Annotated in this window: 18 protein-coding genes and 1 tRNA gene; 11 read left to right on the top strand and 8 right to left on the bottom strand. The window is 59.8% G+C overall.

Annotated elements, in window-relative coordinates:
• Positions 1-147 precede the first annotated feature (147 nt).
• Together JNB85_RS05265 and JNB85_RS05260 are read left to right on the top strand one after the other, a co-directional pair.
• Positions 148-693: a PAS domain-containing protein gene (locus JNB85_RS05265; RefSeq protein WP_220333326.1), complete on the top strand. Its 546-nt coding sequence runs from the start codon at positions 148-150 to the stop codon at positions 691-693.
• A 176-nt stretch (positions 694-869) separates the two neighbouring features.
• The gene (locus JNB85_RS05260; RefSeq protein ID WP_220333325.1) at positions 870-1,892 is read left to right on the top strand and encodes an LLM class flavin-dependent oxidoreductase; all 1,023 of its coding nucleotides are present in this window, start codon (positions 870-872) and stop codon (positions 1,890-1,892) included.
• Between the two features lie 18 nt (positions 1,893-1,910).
• Here the strand turns inward: JNB85_RS05260 and JNB85_RS05255 are convergent, their stop codons facing one another.
• Positions 1,911-3,098, bottom strand: a complete 1,188-nt coding sequence (locus tag JNB85_RS05255; protein WP_220333324.1) for an MFS transporter — start codon at positions 3,096-3,098, stop codon at positions 1,911-1,913.
• A 298-nt stretch (positions 3,099-3,396) separates the two neighbouring features.
• Between JNB85_RS05255 and JNB85_RS05250 the strand changes: the two genes are divergently transcribed.
• On the top strand, positions 3,397-3,960 hold the full coding sequence (locus tag JNB85_RS05250; RefSeq protein WP_220333323.1) for a TetR/AcrR family transcriptional regulator: 564 nt from the start codon (positions 3,397-3,399) through the stop codon (positions 3,958-3,960).
• Between the two features lie 3 nt (positions 3,961-3,963).
• Here JNB85_RS05250 and JNB85_RS05245 read toward each other — a convergent pair whose 3' ends face one another.
• Entirely contained in the window at positions 3,964-7,464 is a 3,501-nt protein-coding gene (locus JNB85_RS05245; RefSeq protein WP_220333322.1) for a PAS domain-containing hybrid sensor histidine kinase/response regulator, read from the bottom strand.
• 219 nt (positions 7,465-7,683) lie between these two features.
• Between JNB85_RS05245 and mscL the strand changes: the two genes are divergently transcribed.
• Positions 7,684-8,121 carry a large conductance mechanosensitive channel protein MscL gene (gene mscL / locus JNB85_RS05240; protein WP_183748906.1) on the top strand — a complete coding sequence of 146 codons (438 nt, stop codon included), beginning with the start codon at positions 7,684-7,686 and terminating at the stop codon, positions 8,119-8,121.
• Between the two features lie 119 nt (positions 8,122-8,240).
• Complete coding sequence (locus JNB85_RS05235) at positions 8,241-9,407, top strand: pyridoxal phosphate-dependent aminotransferase (protein WP_220333321.1); 1,167 nt, start codon at positions 8,241-8,243, stop codon at positions 9,405-9,407.
• Here JNB85_RS05235 and JNB85_RS05230 read toward each other — a convergent pair.
• Positions 9,404-10,084: a Type 1 glutamine amidotransferase-like domain-containing protein gene (locus JNB85_RS05230; protein ID WP_220333320.1), complete on the bottom strand. Its 681-nt coding sequence runs from the start codon at positions 10,082-10,084 to the stop codon at positions 9,404-9,406. The two genes, JNB85_RS05235 and JNB85_RS05230, sit on opposite strands and share 4 nt — an antisense overlap.
• 160 nt (positions 10,085-10,244) lie before the next feature.
• Positions 10,245-10,442 carry a hypothetical protein gene (locus JNB85_RS05225; RefSeq protein ID WP_220333319.1) on the bottom strand — a complete coding sequence of 66 codons (198 nt, stop codon included), beginning with the start codon at positions 10,440-10,442 and terminating at the stop codon, positions 10,245-10,247.
• Positions 10,443-10,550: 108 nt separating this feature from the next.
• Here JNB85_RS05225 and galE point away from each other — a divergent pair, with 108 nt between their 5' ends.
• The 3 genes from galE to JNB85_RS05210 all read left to right on the top strand — a co-directional run bounded on the left by galE (position 10,551) and on the right by JNB85_RS05210 (position 14,778).
• A complete protein-coding gene (gene galE, locus JNB85_RS05220) occupies positions 10,551-11,585 on the top strand; it encodes a UDP-glucose 4-epimerase GalE (protein ID WP_220333318.1) in 1,035 nt (344 codons plus the stop codon).
• Positions 11,586-11,693: 108 nt separating this feature from the next.
• Entirely contained in the window at positions 11,694-13,649 is a 1,956-nt protein-coding gene (locus JNB85_RS05215; protein ID WP_220333317.1) for a putative bifunctional diguanylate cyclase/phosphodiesterase, read from the top strand.
• A 67-nt stretch (positions 13,650-13,716) separates the two neighbouring features.
• The gene (locus JNB85_RS05210) at positions 13,717-14,778 is read left to right on the top strand and encodes an enoyl-CoA hydratase/isomerase family protein (RefSeq protein ID WP_220333316.1); all 1,062 of its coding nucleotides are present in this window, start codon (positions 13,717-13,719) and stop codon (positions 14,776-14,778) included.
• Here JNB85_RS05210 and JNB85_RS05205 read toward each other — a convergent pair.
• Both JNB85_RS05205 and JNB85_RS05200 read right to left on the bottom strand, forming a co-directional pair.
• Positions 14,775-16,835 (bottom strand): ATP-dependent helicase, encoded by a 2,061-nt coding sequence (locus JNB85_RS05205; protein ID WP_220333315.1) that lies wholly within the window; start codon positions 16,833-16,835, stop codon positions 14,775-14,777. The genes JNB85_RS05210 and JNB85_RS05205 overlap by 4 nt on opposite strands.
• Positions 16,836-17,006: 171 nt before the next feature.
• A complete protein-coding gene (locus JNB85_RS05200; RefSeq protein ID WP_220333314.1) occupies positions 17,007-17,222 on the bottom strand; it encodes a hypothetical protein in 216 nt (71 codons plus the stop codon).
• 14 nt (positions 17,223-17,236) lie between these two features.
• On the opposite strand from JNB85_RS05200, the gene JNB85_RS05195 reads away from it, so the two are divergent.
• Positions 17,237-17,500: a hypothetical protein gene (locus JNB85_RS05195; RefSeq protein WP_220333313.1), complete on the top strand. Its 264-nt coding sequence runs from the start codon at positions 17,237-17,239 to the stop codon at positions 17,498-17,500.
• Between the two features lie 227 nt (positions 17,501-17,727).
• Here JNB85_RS05195 and JNB85_RS05190 read toward each other — a convergent pair whose 3' ends face one another.
• On the bottom strand, positions 17,728-17,970 hold the full coding sequence (locus JNB85_RS05190) for a DUF982 domain-containing protein (RefSeq protein WP_220333312.1): 243 nt from the start codon (positions 17,968-17,970) through the stop codon (positions 17,728-17,730).
• Between the two features lie 149 nt (positions 17,971-18,119).
• Positions 18,120-18,194: transfer RNA gene (locus JNB85_RS05185), tRNA-Thr, on the bottom strand.
• A 154-nt stretch (positions 18,195-18,348) separates the two neighbouring features.
• On the opposite strand from JNB85_RS05185, the gene JNB85_RS05180 reads away from it, so the two are divergent.
• Positions 18,349-18,558: a hypothetical protein gene (locus JNB85_RS05180; protein ID WP_220333311.1), complete on the top strand. Its 210-nt coding sequence runs from the start codon at positions 18,349-18,351 to the stop codon at positions 18,556-18,558.
• A gap of 115 nt (positions 18,559-18,673) precedes the next feature.
• Positions 18,674-19,966 (top strand): UDP-N-acetylglucosamine 1-carboxyvinyltransferase, encoded by a 1,293-nt coding sequence (gene murA, locus JNB85_RS05175; RefSeq protein ID WP_220333310.1) that lies wholly within the window; start codon positions 18,674-18,676, stop codon positions 19,964-19,966.
• Positions 19,967-20,058: the final 92 nt, after the last annotated feature.

Below are 20,058 nucleotides of genomic sequence, written 5' to 3'. Positions count from 1 at the left end.
GGGCAGATTGTCCATCGGCTCGCCGCAATGATCGGCCAAGAGGGCTGCTCGAATACTCATATATCCTAATTTCTTGGGATGGCGGCTTCAACCTCAGGATGAGATAGTGGGTGCGAATACATCCACAGCTCACTGATGGAGGCAGGCTTGGATACCACCACGAAGGACGAGATCTTGGTTGACAAGAGTCTCAGTGTACCGGATGCCGGTATTTTCAGCTGGGTCCTGGGTACCGATACCATCTACGCGGATGCCGCCGTCGCTGCCCTCCTTGGTTTTGAAGCTCGGCAGTTGGAAAGTGGCCAGCCGATTACCAGTTTCCTGGACAGGATCGACCCGAAAGACAAAGCGAAGATTGCGCGAGCGATCCATGAAGCGATCGTGACGGGTGGCGCCTATCAGCAGGATTATCGTGTTATCAGGCCTGATGGCACGAGCGTGGAAGTTGCCGCTTTCGGGCGGTGCTTTCGTGATGCCAGCGGAACACCCTCTCATTATGCGGGGATTATCTGCCCGAGAATCGATCGGCGCTCAGCGCAGGAAAACATGTTCTGGCATTGCTTTCAGGCCTACGAAATTGCGCGTAACGCGAAGCAATGGGAGATGGCAAAGGTCCTCGAAAAGGCATTGCACCAATGCTGCCAGGACGCCACAGGTTCCGGGATTACCAGCCACTTCCCCAGCATTCACTAATCGGTTCCTTTGAAGGTCCGGTGCAAGTTTCTTCGTCGATCTTGTCAAACATCTCGCTCAGCATCTTTATGCGATCCAGCTGAACGGGGCTCACAAATCTCTCGCGCAGCGCCTATATGCCTATCCGGAATCATGCCAAGAAGCATGAAGGTATATCTCAGTTCAAGCGATGGATTATGAAGAAGATCGGCTTTCTCTCGTTCGGGCACTGGACGCCCTCGCCGCAATCTCAGACGCGCTCCGCCGGCGATACGCTGTTGCAGTCGATCGACCTCGCGGTCGCCGCCGAGGAGCTCGGCGCGGATGGCGCCTATTTCCGCGTCCATCACTTCGCCCGCCAGCTTGCCTCGCCTTTCCCGCTGCTTGCCGCAGTCGGAGCGAGGACCAGCCGCATCGAGATCGGCACGGCAGTTATCGACATGCGTTATGAGAACCCGCTCTACATGGCGGAAGATGCCGGCTCGGCCGATCTGATCTCCCAGGGGCGCCTGCAGCTCGGCATAAGCCGCGGCTCGCCGGAGCAGGTCGTCGATGGCTGGCGCTATTTCGGCTATAATCCGCCTGATGGACAGAGCGATGCCGATATGGGCCGCCGCCACGCGGAGGTCTTCCTCGAAGTGCTCAAGGGCGAAGGTTTTGCCGAGCCCAATCCGCGGCCGATGTTTCCCAATCCGCCCGGCCTTTTGCGTCTTGAGCCGCATTCCGAAGGCCTGCGCGAGCGCATCTGGTGGGGCGCAGGCTCCAACGCCACGGCCGTCTGGGCCGCCAAGCTCGGCATGAACCTGCAGAGCTCGACGCTGAAGGATGACGAGACGGGCGAAGCCTTCCATATCCAGCAGGCCAAACAGATTCGAGCCTACCGAGAGGCCTGGAAAGAAGCCGGCCATCAGCGCGAGCCGCGCGTTTCCGTGAGCCGCAGCATCTTTGCGCTGGTCAACGATCGCGACCGGTCCTATTTCGGCTATGGCAATGAAGGGCAGGACAAGATCGGTTTCATCGACGAGAACACCAAGGCGATCTTCGGCCGCTCCTATGCTGCCGAGCCTGATGCGCTCATCGAAGAGTTGAAGAAGGATGAGGCGATCGCAGAGGCCGATACGCTGCTGCTCACCGTCCCCAACCAGCTTGGCGTGGAATACAATGCCCACGTCATCGAATCGATCCTCAAATATGTCGCTCCGGCACTTGGCTGGCGGTGATTACATCGGGCGGCGGCGTCATGCCGTCGCCGTTTCTCTTGTCATGCGAAGCACTGTCAACCCCGCAAGGCTGACAAGCACGATGGCAGTTGCGTAGATATCCGTCGTCGCGCCGTAACCGATCGATTTGACGAGGAAACCGGCAAGGATCGCAGGTAGGCTGAAGGCGAGATAGCTCTGGATGTAGAAGGCCGAAAGCAGGCCGGCCCGCTCTTCCGGCTTGGCGAGCGGCATGATCGTGCCGATCGAGCCGAGGAAATTGGTGCCGAAACCGGCGCCGGTGAAAAGCGTGCCGACGAGCAACAGCGGCACATTGGCAAGATGTACGCCGGTAACGACCGTGGCGATGCCAAGCGTCTGCGAGGCAACGCCGAAGACGAGGTTGCCCCTCGGGCTGCGGCTCTGGCGCAGGAAAACGGCGATTGCCCCCGACAGCATCAGCACCGCTACGACCGCGCCACCCGTGAGCGGCGCGCGGCTTCCGGTGATAGAGGCGACCAACGAAGGCACGAGCGACAGGTAGAAGCCGCCGAGCGTCCAGTTGGCGATATTGATTGGCGTCACCAGCGACAGCGGCTTCTTTACTTGCTGCGGAATGAAAATCGTCGGCTTCAGCGATCCGAAGACGCCGGGTCGCTTGCCGCCTGTCTCCCGCGTCAGCCACAGCGCAACGGCCTGTACCGCAAAGGCTGCAAGCAGCAGGGCGTAGACGAGGTGCAGCGGTTCCGGTCCGTACTGGACGAGCGCGCTGGTGCTGATGGCGCCGATCGCCATGCCGGAGAACGGCGCAATGGAATTGACGATCTGCCCTTTGACCCGATCGACGTCGATAAGTGCCGCACCGAGGGAGGCGCCGGCGATACCGGTGGCGATCCCCTGCACGATGCGCGCTGCGATCAGCCATTCCGGCCCGCTGGCGATCGAAAATAGCGCCATAGCGATGATTTCGAGCAGCAATGCGCCGAAAATGACAGGCCGCCGTCCGAGATGATCGGAGATGGACCCTGCAATCAACAGGGCTGCAAGCAGCGCGAAGGCATAGACAGCGAAGATGATGGTGATGAGGATCGGAGAAACGGCAAAGGCTTCCTGATAGATACGATAGAGCGGCGTTGGCGCAGCCGATGCGCCAAAGAGGATAGCGAGCGTCAGAGCATGAAAGCCCATGGGTGACGAATTCTTGATGGATTCAGGAGCGGCGACCATCTATAGTCCCTTAAGGCTAAATCGTTGCGTTAGCTCTATCTAGGGCAAGGTGACCGCTAAAGGCAAATAATTTGCGTTAATAGGTTGATGAAAGTTTCTGAACTGTTGGAGGCGCATGTCGCGCAAACCGTGCAGCCGGCTTTGCGACCACGATATGCTAAAAGGACTTGAAGGGCTCAAGCCCTTTTGAATCTACGCATCAGGCTTTCCGAAAATCGATTCCGATTTTCGGGCCGGTGCTGTAGGCGAATTCTAAAGATCGCTCTGCGCTTCGGAGGCGGAGAAAATTGGGTTCGAAATGGCAGTGAAAGAGAATATCCGTCCGGGCGGGAGAAGTGCGCGTGTCCAGGCTTCGGTGCATGCCGCAGTTCGCGAACTCCTGGCAGAGATGAGCCGTGCAGAGATCACCGTTCCGCTGATCGCGATGCGTGCAGGTGTGACCCCGTCTACCATTTACCGCCGCTGGGGTGACCTGCAGCAATTGCTGGCCGATGTCGCTGTCGAACGCCTGCGTCCCGATATGGAGCCGATCGATACCGGCAGCGGCGCCGGTGATCTGGAAGTGTGGGCCGAGCAATATGCTGAGGAAATGTCTTCAGGCCCCGGTCGTGAATATGTCCGGGATGTGCTCGCAGCCCAGACCGGCGACAACGCCACCAAATGCTGTAATTTCACCCGGCAGCAGATCGAGGCGATTGCTGTCCGGGCGAAGGAGAGGGGCGAGTTTTTCCCCGATATCGACGCGGTCATGGACAGCGTCGTGGCACCCATTATGTACCGCATTCTCTTCGGCGATGTTCCGACATCTGCCCGCGTGCGGGAGCTTGTCGGACACGTTTTCGGGCAGCGCAAAGCCCCATGATCTTCACTCGGCGGCAGCCCGCTTCAGGCTGGAAATCTGAGTGATGTAGGCGCGCAGTGCTGCCGGTCGCACCGGCTTATGCTGCACGGCGATGACGTTCCTTTCTGCCGCCGCCCGCACTTCCGGCGTCCTGTCGGCTGTGATGAGCAGCGCCGGAATCTCGATGCCGAAATGCTGCCTGAGATGCAGGATTGCTTCGACGCCGGTTCCATCGGCAAGATGATAGTCGGCGATGATAAGATCCGGCGGCTGACGCATCGAAAGCGCCTGGACGGCAGAGAGCGAATCCGCCGCCTGCGTGTCGCAGCCCCATCCGTCGATAAGGAGCCGCATGCCTTCGAGAATCTTCGGTTCGTTGTCGATGCACAGGATGCGCAACCCCTTCAGCGGCTGGGCCGTGCGGTCGACGGGAACGACGGCTGCCGCGGCTTCCACGTTCTTCGAAATATCGAGCGGCATGAGGATGCGGAATTCCGTGCCCTTGCCATGCGTTGAATGAAGTTCGACCTTGTGGCTCAGCACGCGGGCGATGCGGTCGACGATGGACAGCCCGAGGCCGAGGCCTGAGGCAGTCTTGGCACCTTCATCCAGCCGCGCGAATTCCTTGAACACTGTCCGGAATTTCGAAGGCGGAATGCCGATGCCCGAATCCATCACCTGGATCATCACCTGATTGCCACGTCGCCTCGCTCCGACCAGCACCGTGCCGCTGACGGTATATTTGATGGCGTTGGAAACGAGGTTCTGCACCAGACGGCGCAGCAGGTTCGGATCGGAGCGCACCCGCAGCGATGTCGGCATCACTTTGAACTTCAGCTTCTTCTCGCGGGCGATCGGCGCAAAATCGGTCTCGATGCGCTCCAGCAGGTCGGACAACGGCACGGATGCCAGCCGCGGGCGCATGGCGCCGGTATCGAGCCGGGAAATGTCGAGCACGGCGCCGAGAATGGATTCGACCGATTCCAGCGCGGAATCGATATTGCGCACGATCGGGCTGTTTTCCGATTGCGCCATGCGCTCGACGAGCGCCGAAGAATAGAGCCGGGCAGCATTGAGCGGCTGCAGAATGTCGTGGCCCGCGGCGGCAAAGAAGCGGGTCTTGCCGATATTGGCCTCGTCTGCCGCGGCCCGCGCCTCGGCGAGTTCCTTGTTGACGCGGGTCAGTTCCGCCGTGCGCTCGACGACACGCTGTTCCAGTGTCTCGTTTGCCTGTTTAAGAGCCTGGTCGGCGGCCACACGCTGGGTGATGTCGGTGAAGGTCGCGACGATGCCCTTGTCCGGCATCGCGTTGGAACGGACTTCGATGATGCGCTCGCCGCCGCCTAGCACCAGCGGGAAGGGCTTGTCCAGCGTCAGGAAATGCCGCACCGCTTGGCCTTGGTCGCCCGGCGCGATATCGCCGCGCTGGCTGAGGATACTGACGATTTCCGATAGCGGAAAACCGACCTGGCCAGCGTTTTCCGGCAGGTCCAGCAATTGCCGGAAGCGGCGGTTCCAGATCGTCAGCCGATTGGAACTGTCGAAAACGGCGATGCCCTGATCCATCTGCGAGAGTGCCGTCTGCAGCATGTCCTGATTATATTGTAGTGCTTCGCTTGCCTGATCGAGCAGCCAGGCCGTGTCAGAGGAAGCATCTTCGATTTTCTGCAGGATCAGAGAGAGCACGAGCCGCGCCGAGGAGGAGCCGATGGCGCTGCCGAGAAGCTGCTCGGTGAAATGAATGAGGGCCATGTCGGCCGGCTGGTCGTCTTCCAGCTTGCGCCCGGAGGTCTGCTCATAGGTTGCAAGCGAGCGCTGCATGCGCTCCTCGCCGAGATAGCGCGCAATCGCCGTCTTGAGATCGCCGACACTGATGCGTGTCTTCCAGCCGCGCGTGGCAAATTGCGAGCGCGAATGCCGTTTCACGAAGATGCCGGCCTGGATGCGTTCCAGCGGCTTGGCGTTGCGCGTCAGCGATCCGACGATGAAGGCGGCTGTATTGACGAGCAGGCTCATTGCCGTCGCGTTGACGAGAGGATCGGCATCCGGCCCCGCGAAAAGCGTTGTGCCGGGAAAGATGAAGCCGAGGAAATTGCTTGCCACATAGGAATAATCCGGCCCGCCGAGCGAGGGCAGGAACAGCAGGTAAACCCAGATGATGACGCCGGACGCGAGGCCGAGGATGGCGCCCCGCGCATTTGCCCTCCGCCAGATCATACCGCCGAAGAGGGCGGGAGCGATCTGCGCGATGGCGGCAAACGAGAGCAGGCCGATCGAGGCGAGGCCTGTCGTGCTGTCCGTCGAGCGATAATAGGCATAACCAAGCAGCAGCACGGCGAAGATGGCGCTGCGGCGGATATTGAGCAGGCTCTTGGCGAAGTCGTCGCGCTGGCTCGCAAGGCCCGCGAGCTTCCGGCGCAGGAAGAACGGCATGACGATGTCGTTCGACACCATAATGGAAAGCGCCACGGAATCGACGATCACCATGGCGGTCGCCGCCGAAAAGCCGCCGACGAAAGTGATCAGCGAGACAACCGGCATTTGCCCTGCAAGTGGCAGGGTAAGGACATAAAGATCGGCATTGCCGTTGCCGCCGAAGATAAGCAGCCCGCCGATCGCGACCGGCAGCACGAAGAGATTGATGGCGATCAGATAGAGCGGGAAGAGAATGCCCGCGAGCCGAAGCTGCTTTGCCGTGCGGTTTTCGACGACGGTGACATGGAATTGGCGCGGCAGCATGATGATCGCGAAGGCCGAAAGCAACGTCAGCGTGATCCATCGGCTGAGCGGTGTCTGATAGTCGAGTGCGGCGGTGACCAGGGCGTTCTCCGAGCCCCTATGCCAGAGATCGCTTGGCCCGTCGAACAGGAACCAGATGACGCAGACGCCTGCCGTCAGGAAGGCAACGAGCTTCACCATCGATTCCATCGAGACCGCGAGGATGAGCCCGTCCTGATGCTCCGTCGCGTCGGTATGGCGGGTGCCGAACATGATGGCAAAGCAGGCAAGCACCAGCGTGACGATCAGCGGCAGATCGAGGAAGTAGAGGTTGCCGCTGCCGATGCCATAGTCCGAGGGATTGACCATCGCCGTGACGGTCGCTGAAATCGATTTCAGCTGCAGCGCGATATAGGGAATGGTGCCGATGAGGCAGATCAGCGCCACGATGGTCGCAACAGTGGAATTCTTGCCGTAGCGCGCGGCGACGAAATCGGCGACCGATGTCAGTTTCTCGGCCTTGGCAAGTTCGATGATTCGTTTCAAGAGCGGCATGCCGAGTGTGAAGACGAGGATCGGTCCGATATAGATGCCGGCAAACTCCAGCCCATTATGGGCCGCAAGGCCGACGCCGCCGAAATAGGTCCAGGACGTACAATAGATCGCCAGGCTGAGCGCGTAGACCACAGGCCGGCCGCCTTCCGGCACGCCGAATTTCCGGCTCCGGCGGTCGCCATAGCTTGCTACTGCGAAAAGCAGCAGAAGATAACCCAAGGCAAACGCAAATATGATCCAGCCTGGAAGCATCGACCCTCCGTCGGCGAACAATCCGCCGTCCTCCCGGAACAGTTCGAGATTAGGGCAATTCAGCAAGTTTGAAAATTCCCGCGGTCTTCGTCTTAAGTTCTACGCCGAAGGGGACAGTGTTCGAATATTTCCAATTGCCGATTGATTAATTGAGATGAAGGTGTAGCTAATGAAAACAACGGCATGTCTTTGAAAATGCATCAAGGGGAGACAGATTGGATGCTCAACGAGTTCAAAGCTTTCATCGCCCGCGGCAATGTCATGGACCTCGCAGTCGGTGTGATCATCGGCGGCGCCTTCGGCGGCATCGTCAAGTCGCTGGTCGACGATATCATCATGCCGATCGTCGGCGCGATCTTTGGCGGTTTCGACTTTTCGAATTACTTCCTGGCGCTGTCTCCCAAGGTCACTGAAACGAGCCTTGCCGCCGCCCGTGCCCAGGGCGCCGTTTTCGCCTACGGCAATTTCATCACGGTCCTTATCAATTTCCTGATCCTCGCCTGGATCATTTTCCTGATGGTCAAGGGTGTGAACACACTGCGCGCGCAGGTCGAGCGCAAGGAAAAGACCGCACCGGAAGAAGTTCCGCCGCCACCGGCAGACGTCGCGCTGCTGACTGAGATCCGTGATCTTCTCGCCAAGCGCCCGGCCGTATGATCAGACGAGCCCGTCCGCTCCGGCCGGGCTCAATCATCACGAAAATCGATATGCCATCACGCATTGTCATGGGATTTGCGCCTTCAAATCCGCTATGAAGGCGTGAACTGGAGATATGCATGTCGATCATAAGCAGCCTCAGCCCGCGCGCCATCGCAGCGCCAGAAAGCGGGATCGTCGAAGTCGTCAATTATGCCCGTGGCCGTGAAGGCCTTTTGCCCCTCTGGGTCGGAGAAGGTGATCTTCCCACTCCCGATTTCATCAATCAGGCCGCCATGCAGGCGCTCGCGGCCGGCGAGACCTTTTACACCTGGCAGCGCGGTATACCCGAGCTGCGTCAGGCGCTGTCGGATTATTATGCCAGGCATTTCGGCATCCGCCTTCCGGTAGAACATTTCTATGTGACCGGTTCAGGCATGCAGGCGATCCAGATCGCCGTCCAGGCGCTGACTTCGCCCGGTGACGAGTTCGTCTACCTCACCCCGGCTTGGCCGAACATTGCCGCAGCCCTCGAAATCGCAGGTGCTCGATCGGTTGGCGTAGAGCTCCAGTTCGAAGGCGGTACCTGGACTGTCGACCTCAACCGTATCGAAGCGGCTATCAGGTCGAAGACCCGCGGTCTCTTCATCAACACGCCGTCGAACCCGACCGGCTGGACCGCGACGAAGAAGGATTTGGCCGATATCCTGGCGCTGGCGCGCAAGCATGATCTCTGGATCATGGCGGACGAGATCTACGCGCGTTATTTCTACGCCGACGGCCGCGCGCCCTCCTTCCTCGACGTCATGGAGCCGGGCGACAAAGTGATGTTCGTCAACTCCTTCTCCAAAAACTGGTCGATGACCGGCTGGCGTGTCGGCTGGATTGTTGCTCCGCCCGAAACCGGGCAGGTGCTGGAAAACCTCATCCAGTATTCCACCTCGGGCGTGGCGCAGTTCATGCAGAAGGGCGCAGTCGCTGCCCTCAACGAGGGTGACACCTTCGTGCAGTCCAACATCGACAAGGCAACCCGCTCCCGCGATATCCTCTGCAATGCACTGATCGCCACCAATCGCGTCGAAACGCTGAAGCCCGATGGCGCGCTTTATGCATTCCTCAAGATCGACGGCGTTACCGACAGCCGCAAGGCGGCGATCGGCATCGTCGACAAGACCGGCGTCGGCCTTGCCCCTGGCACGGCCTTCGGACCCGGAGGCGAGCTTTTTCTGCGCGCCTGCTTCCTGCGCGATCCGGCGCAGGTGGAAGTTGCGGCCGAACGGCTCTGCGACTACATCCTCAAGATTTAAGCTGAGCGACGCATCGCTTCCGGCAGCACCGGGAGCAGCGTCACATTCCGGGCTTCGACAATGATGACTTCGCCGTCTCTGAGTGGCTGAAAGGGCACCTCGGACTTCTCCAGGAAACTGACGGCCCTTTCAGCCGCTTCGGCCTCGTTATGGTCAGAGCGATAATGCGGAACGATGGAGAAATCGACGAGGCTGAGGCCATCCCAGATGACAACATCATCGTAGCCTGATGCGAGTTGCCGTGGATCATCCATGATATCGATGCCCTGGAGCGAGGGCGCCGCAACGACCGCCCCGGCGTTGAAGCCGCCATAGACGAGCGCATCCTCGCGCAGCAATTCCCCGATGATGCGATCGAAGCCGCTCTGCCGCATGGCCCGTCGCAGCAGAAAGGCATTGCCGCCAACCACCCAGACGAGGTCGATCTTGGCGAGTGCCTCCTTCAGCGTGTGCGGTTGCCCGAAATAGTCCCGCAGATCCAACTCTTCCGCCTCTATTCCCCAATCGGCAAGCTCTGCCTTGGGATCATAGATATTGGCCTCATAGGCGCGGCGCGCTTCGGCCGGAATGAAGTCCAACGCATTCTGGATGACGGCGGCGCGCCGTCCGCCTTTGAGAAGTTTCCTCAGCCGGAAGGCGCTGGCGCCGAGCCGGTAAGATGACAGGTAAAGCCTCATCGCCGCTGCTCCTTGTCTTGAAGGGGCAGATCGCTAGGGAACATTGAGAGAAGATCTTGTGCCACGAGAAGTCCTTTGCATCAGCCGGACGTCGGGGCAGAAACAGAAAACCCCGCGCGTGTCCGGCGGGGTTGGGTCGGGTGCAGTGAACAGTTTCAGGTCACAAGCCGACGCCCCCACCGCAAAGGGTGGTCGTCATGCCCATCGTCATGGCCTGGAACGCGAAATTGTTCATCTCGCTAATTTGCCCCGCCGCGTTCTTGATGTCAACGAACGCAGGGAGCGCGAGGCGTTTTCGTCCCAAAACCGGCTGGTCGATAAAATTGTAGCAAAGCCCGAAATGGGCTTCTAACCACATGTCAAAACATACCGGCGGCAAAGGCTTTCCGATGCCGTTTGATAATAAAATCGGAAAGGAAAAAGCCGTTCTGATGCTCCCGAAAAATATAAAACAGGGAATGCAGACATGGCGCTTCTGGTGACAGGTGGGGCTGGATATATCGGCAGCCACATGGTTTGGACGCTGCTGGACGTCGGTGAAGATGTCGTCGTGCTCGACAACCTCTCCACCGGCTTTCGTTGGGCCGTTGCGCCGGCCGCGCGCTTCTATCTCGGCGATGTCGCCGACCCGGAGGTGCTGAAGAAGATCTTCATCGAAAACGATATCGAGGCAATCATCCATTTCGCCGGCTCTGCCGTCGTTCCTGTGTCGGTTACCGATCCGCTTTCCTATTACGACAATAACTCGGGCAAAACGCGCGTGCTGCTGAGCGCGGCGATCAAGGCCGGCATCCGTAACTTCGTCTTCTCCTCGACGGCAGCCGTTTACGGCCAGCAGAAGAGCTCCGCTCCGGTGAAGGAAACGGCGCCGCTCAATCCGGAAAATCCTTATGGTCAGTCGAAGCTGATGACTGAAATGATGCTGCGCGATGCCGCCGCCGCCTATGATTTCGATTATGTAGCGCTGCGCTACTTCAATGTCGCCGGCGCCGATCCGCATCTGCGCGCCGGCCAGTCGACCTCAGGCGCGACCCATCTCATCAAGGTCGCCTGTGAGGCCGCCCTCGGAAAGCGCGACAGCATCGCCGTTTACGGCTTCGATTACCCGACCCATGACGGCACCGGCGTGCGCGATTACATCCATGTGAGCGATTTGACGGCGGCGCATTTGAAGGCGCTCCAGCATCTGCGCCAGGGTAGGGGGCCACTGGTCGCCAATTGCGGCTATGGCAACGGCTATTCCGTACTCGATGTCTTGAACATGGTCACCCGCCTGAATGGCCACTCCTTCAAGATCAATATGGCGCCGCGCCGGCCGGGCGACGCGGCAAGTGTCGTCGCCGATGCGACGCTTGCCCGCCGCGTGCTGGACTGGACGCCGAAACACGATTCGCTGGAAACCATTGTCCGCAACTCGCTCGATTGGGAGCTTTTCCTGATGAACAGGAGCGTCGACGATCTGCATAGCATTCATCGCGCGCTGGCTGCGGCTTCCTTCTGAACTGCAACCGGGCATTTACCATCCTCGCGCAGATGCGAGGGCCTGACCTCACTTAATAAGGAATAATCAAGCTTTCTCTGGCTCGCTTCAGCCAAGGGAAAAGGGATCATGAAGAACTTCATAGCCTCGTTGCGGCTGCAAAAAGATAATCCGAAGTTTCTGGTGGCACAGTTCAAAGCTTTGTCGTCACAGATTCCAATTCTCTACGTTCTTCTTGTCATCAATGCGCTGGCCGTGGCCATCACGCATATCAAGTCTGCGCCTCTTTGGCTTTCGCTCTACATTCCCGTCGGTCTCAGCATCGTTTGCGTCTTCCGCCTCTGCTGGTGGGAAATATCAGGCAAGGAAAATGTCACGCCGGAGCGTGCGCTGCGGCTGATGAAGGTGGCGCTGGTCGGCGCCGTTATCCTCACGATCGGCTTCGGCGGTTGGGCCATTGCGCTCTATCAATATGGCGATGCCTCACAGCAGGGCCAGATCGCCTATTTCCTTGTCGTAACCGGTATTTCCTGCGTCTTCTGCCTGATGCATCTGCCGCTCGCGGCGGCGATCACCACGGTCATCACCTTCACGGCCATGATCGTGACCTTCCTGTTTTCCGGTAATCCGGTTTTCGTCGCAACGGCAGTCAGCGGCTTGTTTCTCGTGCTGCCGTTCCTGCGCGTCATCAACAGTTACTTCCAGAATTTCACCCATTTGGTGCGGCTTACCGAGGAACTGAAGCAGAAGCAGGCCGAAGCAGAGGAGCTGAACCTCGTCAATAGCCGCAATGCGCTGCAGGACCAGTTGACGGGCCTTGCCAATCGCCGCAGCTTCTTCCTGTCGCTCGAAAAGATGCTGTCGAAGGCCCCTGCCTCGCCGCCTGTCATCGGTATCATAGATCTCGATGGCTTCAAGCCGGTCAACGACGTCTTCGGCCATGCGGCCGGCGACCTCGTATTGAAGGAGACGGCGCGCCGCTTCGTCTCATTGGTGGGCGATGAGGGCACCGTCTCGCGCCTTGGAGGCGATGAATTCGGCATCATCTTCCCCTCTGACATGACGTTCAGGGCCGTCTCTGACCTCGGCCTGGCGCTGTGTGCGGCCGTACGTGAACCTTTCGACATCTCAGACGGGTCGGTGCGCGTTTCCGGCTCCTGCGGCATCGTCTATCCTGATGCGGGTGAGTACACCGCCGAAGATCTCTACGAGAAAGCGGATTTCGCGCTCTATCAGATGAAGAGCAAGCGCACCGGCGGTGTCGAGTTCTTCTCACCTGAGCATGAAAAGATCCTGACGCAGCGCTATCTCATTGAGCTGGAGCTGCAGGCCGACGATTTCGCCAAGGAGCTGAAGCTGGAATATCAGCCGATTGTCGAATTGCGCAGCGGCCGTGTCGTCGGTTTTGAGGCGCTCGCGCGCTGGGACAGCGCGCGCTTCGGCCGTATCAGCCCGGATGCCTTCATTCCCGCTGCCGAACGCACCGCCGTGATCGGTCGCATGACCCGCATCCTCTTCGGCCAGGCGCTCGACGCCCTGAAGATCCTTCCGACATATCTGCGTGTCTCCTTCAACCTGTCGGCCCGCGATATCTGCGATCACGAAACCTCGATGGCATTGCTCGCCATGATCAACCGGTCCGGTGTCGATCCCAAACGCATCGAATTCGAGATCACCGAGACGGCGCTGCTGTCAGACTTCGACACAGCCGATCAGGTGATCGGCACTCTACGCGCCGCCGGTATCTCGATCGCGCTTGACGATTTCGGCACGGGCTATTCGAGCTTGAGCCATATCCACCGGCTGTCTTTCGACAAGCTGAAGATCGACAAGGCCTTCGTGATGAATTTCGACCGTGATGCGCGCTGTATGAGCATCACCCGCTCCGTCGCCAATCTCTGCCAGAACCTCGGTATCGCCTCCGTGGCCGAGGGTGTCGAGAGCGAGGATGTGGCTGAGGCGCTGAAAGGCATCGGCGTAAGATTGGCGCAGGGCTATTATTTCTCGCGACCGCTGCCGCTGGAACTGGCGATCGATTACGCGGTGCAGCGCGATGTCGCCGTTTCGCAGTCCCTCTCCGCCTGACTGATCGGCCAGCCACTGGAACCCCGACCCGACCCGGTTTATTCATGGGGCAGGAGCGAGGTGGATCATGGACAACAGCAATCAGAGCGAAGTCATTGTCGAGCGACGGGGCACGTCAGGCCTCATCCGGCTGAACCGCCCAAAGGCGCTGAACAGCCTGACGACCCCCATGGTGCGTGCGATTAGCGCCGCGCTTGATGAGTTCGCCGTCGATCAAACCGTGGCGAGCGTCGTCGTAATGGGCGAGGGCGAGCGCGGCTTCTGCGCCGGCGGGGATATTCGCGCCATTCACCTGAGCGGGCGTGCCGGCGATGGCCTCGCGGAAACCTTCTGGCGCGAGGAATTTCGCCTCAATCACCAAATCGCTACCTATTCGAAGCCCTATGTGGCGCTGATGGACGGCATTACCATGGGCGGCGGCGTGGGGCTTTCCGCCTACGGCCGCCATCGCATCGTCACCGAGCGCACCCGCCTTGCCATGCCGGAAACCGGTATCGGCTATTTTCCCGATATCGGCGCCACATGGCTGTTGCCTCGTGCGCCCGGCGAAAGCGGCACATGGATGGCTCTGACCGGGCTCGATATCAATGCCTCCGATGCAATCTATACCGGCCTTGCCGATGTCTATATGCCTTCCTCGCGCCTCGAAGAGGCCGTCCAGCGCTTGACGACCCTGCCTGCGGGAAGCTCGTCGGCGGATGTCGACGCAGTGCTGCGCGATCTCTCGGAGCAGCCGGGCGAGGGCAGATTGCAGGCCAATGCCACAATGATCGACCGTGCTTTTCACTTCAACCGCGTCGAGGACATCGCATCCGCACTGAGTGCGGAGGAGGGCGAATTCGCTGCCGAAACCCGCCGTGTGATGCTCACACGTTCGCCGACCAGTCTCAAGCTTGCCTTGCGGCTGCTGAGAGCCGGCCGCCAGAGTCGCACGCTTGCCGAATGCTTGGCCCGTGAGCTCGGGGCCTGCATGCACATCCTGCACGGTCCGGATTTTTACGAGGGTGTGCGTGCAGCCGTCATCGACAAGGACCGTAATCCGAAATGGTCGCCGCCGACGATCGCCCTGGTCAACGATGAAATGATCGGCCGCTTCTTCGAACCGGCCAAGCCGCCGCTCGCGCTTTAGCGCCACATGCCGCGCATGCGCGCACCGACATCGATGCGCACCTGCCGCGCCTGTTGAGCTGCCGCGGTATCGGACTTCACCTGCGGCCAGCCGCAGACCTCGAAGAATTGCAGGAGTGTCGCCGGAATGAAGCGGCTGCGTGATGCATAGACATGCCGGTCGCCCTGTGAATTCTGTCCATAGGTGAAGAAGCGCTGCGGTATGACGAGATCGAGGCTGTCCTTGGCACGGGTCATCGCCACATAGAGCAGCCGCCGTTCCTCCTCGATTTCCGCCGTCGTGCCGACGGCGAGATCGGAAGGGATGCAGCCGTCGATGACGTTCAGCATGAAGACCTTGGTCCATTCCTGCCCCTTGGCCGAATGAATGGTCGAAAGGATGAGATAATCCTCATCGAGCAGCGGCACGCCCGCCTGATCCGAGGTCGCATCGGGCGGATCGAGCGTAAGTTCTGTCAGAAAGCGTTCGCGAGAGGCATAGCCGCCGGCGATCTGCTCAAGCTGGATGAGATCGGCAAGCCGGGCGCTGGCGTCCTCATGCAGCCGTTCCAGATGCGGCTCATACCATTGCCGCACCAGTTCGATCTCGGCAGGCCAGCCGGCTTTGCCGGTCTTCAGTTCCTGCATGGTGGACACGAAGGAGGTCCAGTCGTCGCCCGAGCGCGGCGGTGCAGGCATGGCGGCGAGTGCCATCACCGGGCTTGGATCCTCGGCCATGTGGTCCAGCACCTTCTGCGCGGTGGAAGGTCCGATACCCGGCAGGATCTGCATCAGCCGGAAGCCCGCTACACGGTCGCGCGGATTCTGAGCAAAGCGCAATGCCGCAAGCATGTCCTTCACATGCGCGCTGTCGAGAAATTTCAGCCCGCCGAACTTTACGAAAGGAATGTTGCGGCGCGTCAGCTCCACTTCCAGCGGGCCGCTGTGATGCGAAGCGCGGAAGAGCACGGCCTGGCTCTTAAGCTTCACGCCCTCTTCGCGATTGTCGAGAACCTTGTCGGCCACATAACGGGCCTGATCGTTCTCGTCGCGCACCGTCACCAGCCGCGGACGCTCCGGCGATTCCCGTTCTGTCCAGAGGTTCTTGGTGAAACGCTCGGAGGCAAGATCGATCACCGCGTTGGCAGCAGCAAGGATCGGCTGCGTCGAGCGGTAGTTCCTGTCGAGCGTGACGATATTGGCGGCCGGGCTGAAAGAAGCCGGAAAATCGAGAATATTGCGCACTGTCGCCGCGCGAAACGAATAGATCGACTGGGCATCGTCGCCGACGACCGTCAACCCCTGGCCGGTGGGCTTGAGCGCAAGCAGGATCGAGGACTGAAGCCTGTTGGTATCCTGATACTCGTCAACGAGCACATGGTCGAACCGGCTGCCGATATCCTCGGCGATGATAGGCTCGGCCACCATCTGCGCCCAGTAGAGCAGCAGGTCGTCGTAATCGAGCACGTTCTGGCTCTGCTTTGACTCGACATAACAGGCGAAAAGCTCACGAAGCTGCTTCTCCCAGGTGGCGCACCAGGGAAAGGCGTCACGCAGCACCAGCGGCAGTTCCGTTTCGGAATTCACTACGCGGGAATAGATCGCAAGGCAGGTGCCTTTCGTCGGGAACCGGCTCTCGGTCTTGGAGAAGCCGAGATCGTGGCGCACGAGGTTCATCAGGTCGGCGCTATCTTCCCGGTCGTGGATGGAAAAGGCCGGGTCTATGCCGATCTGTTCGGCATAGTCGCGCAAGAGCCGCGCGCCGATACCGTGGAAAGTGCCGCTCCAGGCGAGCGCATCGGCCATGATGCCGGAATTCTTGCCGAGAACCTCGCCACAGATGCGTTCGACACGCCGGCCCATTTCGGCCGCCGCCCGGCGCGAAAAGGTCATCAGCAGGATGCGACGCGGATCGGCACCCTTGAGGATAAGATGGGCGACGCGATGGGCAAGCGTATTCGTCTTGCCGGAACCGGCGCCGGCGATGACCAGCAGCGGCCCGGCCACATGGTTGCCGGCTGTGAGCGTGCCGTGCTCCACGGCCATGCGCTGCTGGGGGTTGAGTCTTTCGAGATACATCCAGCCGTCCGGTTGGGCTTCGCGGGAGAATCAGCGCGCCTGCGAATAAAATCAGATGTTCCTTGGATGTTCTCGATTGGCGCCGCTGTCAAGCAGGACGCGGGCCGCGATGCACTATTGCGGGAAGTCAGGCACGATCTCGCGCCGCACCAGCTTGAGGCTGCGGTCGGGCTAGAGAATATAGGTTTCGTAGACGCGCTGGCCCTGCTGATCGTAGAAGTCATTGTGGACGACGCTGCCGATCGGCGATTGCGTCAGCTTCGTGCGTGGCTGCCCGCCATAGGTGATGCTGCCGGGAATGGGCTCCAGCGCAGGCGCATCCGCGGCGGAACAGCCGGCCAGCAAGGAACCAACTCGCCGTCTCGCGTGTTGAAAAGCTGGCTTCAATGCAGGAGATAATAATGCAAACGCTTATCCGTCTGTGGGCCGCGGCTCTTCTTCTTGGGTGCGGCGCTTTTGCCGGCTCCGCCTATGCCTCGCTCGAAACCGACGTGAATTATTCGGCCTTGCCGAAAGACGAAATTGCGCTGAACGAATATACCAGCGCCACCATCTGCAAGCCTGCTGAACCGCGTTACCTGCCGTCCTTCATCCGTGCCGCAGATGGTACAATCATCGGTGTGGGATATATTCAGGTTAGAGATGAGAACACTTCGGATTGTTGACCGAATATTCGAAGTTTTTTGCGAGCGAGGCTCGTTCGCAATCCCTAGAGGGTACAATATTCTAACCATCATCATGATGGCTGGCGTCGCTCTATTGATGAATAGAGGAATAACGCAATCTCTTTCGGGACAAAGCTCCGAGCGAGCTGCACGATTAACTGAAAATTAAGAATTGCGCCATTTCGGGACGGCCCGGACTTTTATTGTCCTATATCACCGCCGAAAGCTTAATGCACTTTAAGCTTTGCTTCCTCAGCCGCCGCCATAAACTCCGCGCGCGCCTCTTCAACGGTCTTTCTTCCATCGAGCGCGGCGCGGCAGGCGCTGCGTGCCTTAAGATATTTCAATCCGCGCACGGCAGGCCAGTGCTCGGCGAGGCACGCCAATGCGTCGAACGGTCCGTTAACCGTGCGCGCTCCTGCCTCTTCGAAACCAACCTTGATTGGATCATTCCATCGTTCAGTTGCCATCGACGCTCCTCCAGCATGTCTCGATAGAAACATTGAATGAAGCCTTCGGGTTCCTTATGCGAAAACTTCATAATGCTAATATTTTAGCGAGATTTTTTCCGGCAGCAATGGCGCCGATTGGCGCGGGGGATAATGCTAAAGGAGAAAACTGGTGCTGCCGAGTGGGATTGAACCACCGACCTCACCCTTACCAAGGGTGTGCTCTACCACTGAGCTACGGCAGCAGGACCAGACGCGAGAAGCGGAAACGCTCAATTCGCGTGAACGGGGCGGCTATTGCCACAGCTTCGGCAGGAGTGCAAGCCGCAAATTCCAACTTCTCTGGGAATAACGTCCCGCCCACTTTTGGAACGGCGCGAATTCGGTTAGTTCTGGGGGATGAACGAAGAGAGCGAGAAGGCCCGGCAGAGCCGGAAAGCGGCCATGGAAGCCCAGGCGGCAGTGCGTCGCGAACGGGCTGCCGAAAAACTGAGAGAAAATCTTTCAAGACGCAAACAGCAGGTGCGCGCTCGCCGATCCGGCCAGGCAGACGAGACGAACGGGCTGCCCGCTGCACAAACGCCTGCCGCAAAAATGGACGAATCGTAATGTTCGGTCCGCTACGAATTGAAGCGGCCGGGGATTTGCTCTAAACACCCCCACTTCTTGCCTTGCCCCACAGGCAAAACTTTTGAGGAAAGGCGGGCCTCGCCCGTAAGTGCACATGGATCGTATCAGAATTGTCGGCGGTAATGAGCTCAATGGCGTCATTCCGATTTCCGGCGCCAAGAATGCTGCGCTGCCGCTGATGATCGCCTCGCTTTTGACGAGCGATACGCTGACGCTGGAAAACGTGCCGCACCTCGCCGATGTCGAATTGCTGATGCGCATCCTCGGCAATCACGGCGTCGATGTCGCCGTCAACGGCCGCCGTGAGCGGCAGGAAGATTCCTACGCCCGCACGATCCATTTCACCTGCCGCACCATCGTCGATACGACCGCTCCCTATGAGCTGGTCTCGAAGATGCGCGCCTCCTTCTGGGTCATCGGCCCGCTTCTGGCCCGCGAAGGCCATTGCCGCGTGTCGCTGCCGGGCGGCTGCGCCATCGGCACACGTCCGGTCGATCTTTTCATCGACGGCTTGACGGCACTTGGTGCGACGATGGAAATCGATGGCGGTTATATCAACGCCAAGGCACCGCAGGGTGGCCTCATCGGCACGCATTATACGTTCCCGAAAGTGTCGGTTGGCGCGACGCACGTGCTTTTGATGGCCGCAACGCTTGCCCGCGGCACGACCGTAATCGGCAATGCCGCACGCGAGCCCGAAGTCGTCGATCTCGCCAACTGCCTGAACGCCATGGGCGCCAAGGTTTCCGGCGCTGGTACTTCGACCATCACGATCGAAGGCGTCACCTCGCTCTCAGGCGCGCGCCACCGCGTCCTGCCTGACCGCATCGAGACCGGCACCTATGCCATGGCGGTCGCCATGGCCGGTGGCGATGTCGTGCTTGAAAATACCGATGTTGCCCTGCTCGAAACGGCGCTGGAAACGCTGCGCCGCGCCGGTGCGGACATCTCCTCGACCAACAACGGCATGCGCATCAAGCGTAACGGCGCCGGCATCCAGCCGGTCGATATCGTCACCGATCCATTCCCGGGCTTCCCGACCGACCTGCAAGCGCAGTTCATGGCGCTGATGACCCGCTCTACCGGCATCTCGCACGTCACGGAAACCATCTTCGAAAATCGCTTCATGCATGTGCAGGAACTTGCCCGCCTCGGCGCGAAGATCTCACTGTCGGGCCAGACGGCCAAGATCGAAGGTGTCCAGCGGCTGAAAGGGGCGCCGGTCATGGCGACCGATCTTCGTGCCTCCGTTTCCCTCGTCATTGCCGGCCTTGCCGCCGAAGGCGAAACCACGGTTTCCCGTGTTTATCACCTCGATCGCGGCTTTGAGCGGTTGGAAGAAAAGCTCACCCGCTGCGGCGCCATCGTCGAACGCGTCAGCGAGTAAGAAAAGCGCGATTATGCGCCCTTTATCCTGGTTGCGTATTTGGCCGTCGCGCCTTATTTCCGTTGTCTGGCAGATCGCCGCAGTTGCGGCAG

The sequence above is a fragment of the Rhizobium mesosinicum genome (genome assembly GCF_019511345.1).
Taxonomy (GTDB): Bacteria; Pseudomonadota; Alphaproteobacteria; order Rhizobiales; family Rhizobiaceae; genus Rhizobium; species Rhizobium mesosinicum.
The sequence above is the reverse complement of the archived record's forward strand: the minus strand, read 5'-3'. Positions and strand labels throughout refer to the sequence as shown.